This window comes from Velocimicrobium porci, from assembly GCF_009696045.1.
Classification (GTDB): Bacteria; Bacillota; Clostridia; order Lachnospirales; family Lachnospiraceae; genus Velocimicrobium; species Velocimicrobium porci.
This window is the reverse complement of sequence record NZ_VUMT01000057.1, coordinates 1-2,777: the sequence shown is the minus strand read 5'-3', so window position 1 is coordinate 2,777 and position 2,777 is coordinate 1. Positions and strand designations below refer to the sequence as shown.

Here is a 2,777-nt window from a genome sequence, read left to right as displayed (position 1 = left end):
TTATTATTATATCTGTTATGATTTGATTTTTAATGATCATGATGAGCTCCTCCTTCAGCTCATATATCATAACATTTGTACATTCTTATTTAATATTTATTGTACATTTTTAAGTATAACTTAATAGGCAGCCATAAAAAGTGCTCTATACGCTGTTAATCTGACTAATCAAAGCACCAAGAAAAAATTGCTGAATACTGCGCTTGCAGCAGCAACACATGGTTCCTCAGCAGAATGGAAGAGTTTTTCCGTCAAGAAAGCGACTTTCGATGCTGCGGGCAAGTTGAGTGGCGAACTGATAATTACATTGAATGGTGAAAGTCTTTCTTTAAAGTTTTCCAATACCATTCCGAAGCTTGCTGCACGCAAAATGCCGTCTGAAATATCGGTGAACAAGCAGGAATGGGAGATTTTACGACTTACTAATATTGAACGTTATAACAACGGTCAAAAAATATTGACTATGACCGGTACATTGCAGGATTCAGCCAATATTCGTGAGCCTGAGGTTATTACTAAGTTTTCTCATACTCGCCCTAATGGAAAAAGTTGTTTTTCTGTTTTTGACAGCAAATATAAACATTTGCGAAAGGCTGAAAATCTAGGTCGCTATCTGAATACACCTGCCGAGACAGTGAAAGCATGGATGAAAAGTAAAGGACACCGAGCAAACATTCTGACCGCAGCACATGATTATTTGGGGGTCGGCTATACTAAGGATTCGTTAAGACGTTCCTATTGGGTGCAAATGTTTGTAGATGATGCCGCTTCCATTGTTTCTGTGACCACCAGCACGGGTTCCACAACCTTTGCAAACGTGGATGAAATGCAGAGGGAATATTTTATCTGTAAAGACTCTAATGGTATGGTTTCTTATGCACCAATTGATATTACAACCATGACCAAAAAAGGAAAAACTTATACAGCAACGGGACTACGTACAAAAAACCCAATTGTACTGAAGGTTAAATCTAACTAAAAACATTCTGTGTTTTCACATAATAAGGAGGGTTTTACTATCATTAGTTGGAATGGATTAAAATCATGAATGACGCATTATTTATAAGAAATTAAAATTGAATGATAGGAAGCTAAAAATCTTAGTTTTGAAAGGAGAAAAAGATGAAACGAATTACAAAAAAAATGTTCACAATTATGTTGGTGATTGCGATGACTGTTACAATCATACCAGCACAGCAGACACAGGCTGCTTCATGGAAAAAAAGTGTATCAAAGACCTTTAAAATCAAATCTGATCAAACATATCTATGTGCTCGTATGGTCATTAAAGTAAATAAGCCATGTACAGTGACTGTGCATCCTTCTGACTGGACTGCAACTCCTGGAATTTGTAAGGGCACGAAATATACAGGGAACGATATAATTAAGTATACAGATTCTAAATATAATATTGAAAAACAGACACTTGATGTAACCTATAAATTGAAAAAAGGCACATATTGTATTTTTGTGACAGATTTGTATAACAAAGATAAACTTACACTCACAGCAAAGACTTCAAAGGAAAATCTGAAATTGGTAAAGACTTCTCTGGATATACTGGATGATCTAGGTGACGATTTGGGCTAAGAGGAACTAGCATATATATTCTTGAAGAGACATTTTTAGAGCAAGGGGCTGTCGCACTAAGCGATATGCCCCTTTTAGAGGAAAGTTCGACTTTTGTCGAACTCTTGGATGAAAATAGCCCTCACAAAGGCGGGCATGGGAAATAGACGATTCAGGTTTAGAAGATATAAAAGCTTTCCACACCAGCTTCGTCAGCAAACAAGTCGTCTTCATTTAAGAAATAATCCATATCCAGAATTTAATAGTTATCCACCTGACAAAACGGGCATTGCTAGGATTATATGGAAAGCAGGAGAAAAAAAATATGAACCGACAGGAAATTAAAATAAGGGGAAGCACATGATATCAGTGAATGAAATAGAAGTAAAAGATATTTTAACAAAGAGCAAACTTCCCGATGCGGATTATGTGATTAACCCATATACGGGATGTCCCCATAAATGTATTTATTGTTATGCTGAATTTATGAAGCGTTTTACAAATCATACAGAGTGTTGGGGGGATTTTGTAGATGTTAAGAATTGCAATAAGAAGATTAATGCGAAAAAGATTTCTTCAAAAAGTGTATTAATAGGGTCTGTAACGGATGCTTATAATGGATTTGAAAGAAAATATGAAAAAACAAGAAATCTATTAAAGCAGTTAGCAGGGACTGATACATTTGTAGATATTTTAACAAAATCTTCGCTAGTTTGTCGGGATATTGATATTTTAAAATCATTGAAACAGATCCAGATAGGAATTTCAATTTGCACATTAGAGGATGAACTTCGAAAAAAGATAGAACCCAGAGCGTCAAGTATTTCAAAACGGTTAGAAGCATTGGAGCAATTGTCTCAGGTGGGAATTAAAACGTATGTGTTTGTTGGACCTATTTTTCCGGGAATTACTTCAATTGAACAAATAGTGGATAAAACAGAACCTTTTGCAGACTTTTTTTGTTTTGAAAACTTAAATCTTCGGGGTGCTTATAAAAAAAGAGTACTTGAATTTGTGGATACATATTATCCGGAACACTCCAATTTATACAAAGATATTTATGTAAATAAAAACAATGAATGGTAGTGTCAAGTAAGTTATGAAAAAACAGAGCCAACAAAATAGGCTCAATAGAACCTTGAAAATTGTAGATATTTATTCCTATAAGCTCTCCGAGGGCTTAGGGCGCTGCCCTAAAAACCCGCAAG

4 protein-coding genes are annotated in these 2,777 nt (G+C 35.3%); all 4 read left to right on the top strand.

Annotated features, from left to right (window positions below; translation table 11 throughout):
• Positions 1 to 187 precede the first annotated feature (187 nt).
• Positions 188 to 979 (top strand): CAP domain-containing protein, encoded by a 792-nt coding sequence (locus FYJ58_RS14525; protein WP_154520385.1) that lies wholly within the window; start codon positions 188 to 190, stop codon positions 977 to 979.
• Positions 980 to 1,122: 143 nt separating this feature from the next.
• Positions 1,123 to 1,590, top strand: coding sequence for a hypothetical protein (locus FYJ58_RS14520; protein WP_154520384.1), 468 nt, complete (start codon positions 1,123 to 1,125; stop codon positions 1,588 to 1,590).
• Positions 1,591 to 1,725: 135 nt separating this feature from the next.
• A complete protein-coding gene (locus FYJ58_RS14515; protein ID WP_154520383.1) occupies positions 1,726 to 1,914 on the top strand; it encodes a hypothetical protein in 189 nt (62 codons plus the stop codon).
• 15 nt (positions 1,915 to 1,929) lie between these two features.
• Positions 1,930 to 2,655: a radical SAM protein gene (locus tag FYJ58_RS14510; protein WP_154520382.1), complete on the top strand. Its 726-nt coding sequence runs from the start codon at positions 1,930 to 1,932 to the stop codon at positions 2,653 to 2,655.
• Positions 2,656 to 2,777: the final 122 nt, after the last annotated feature.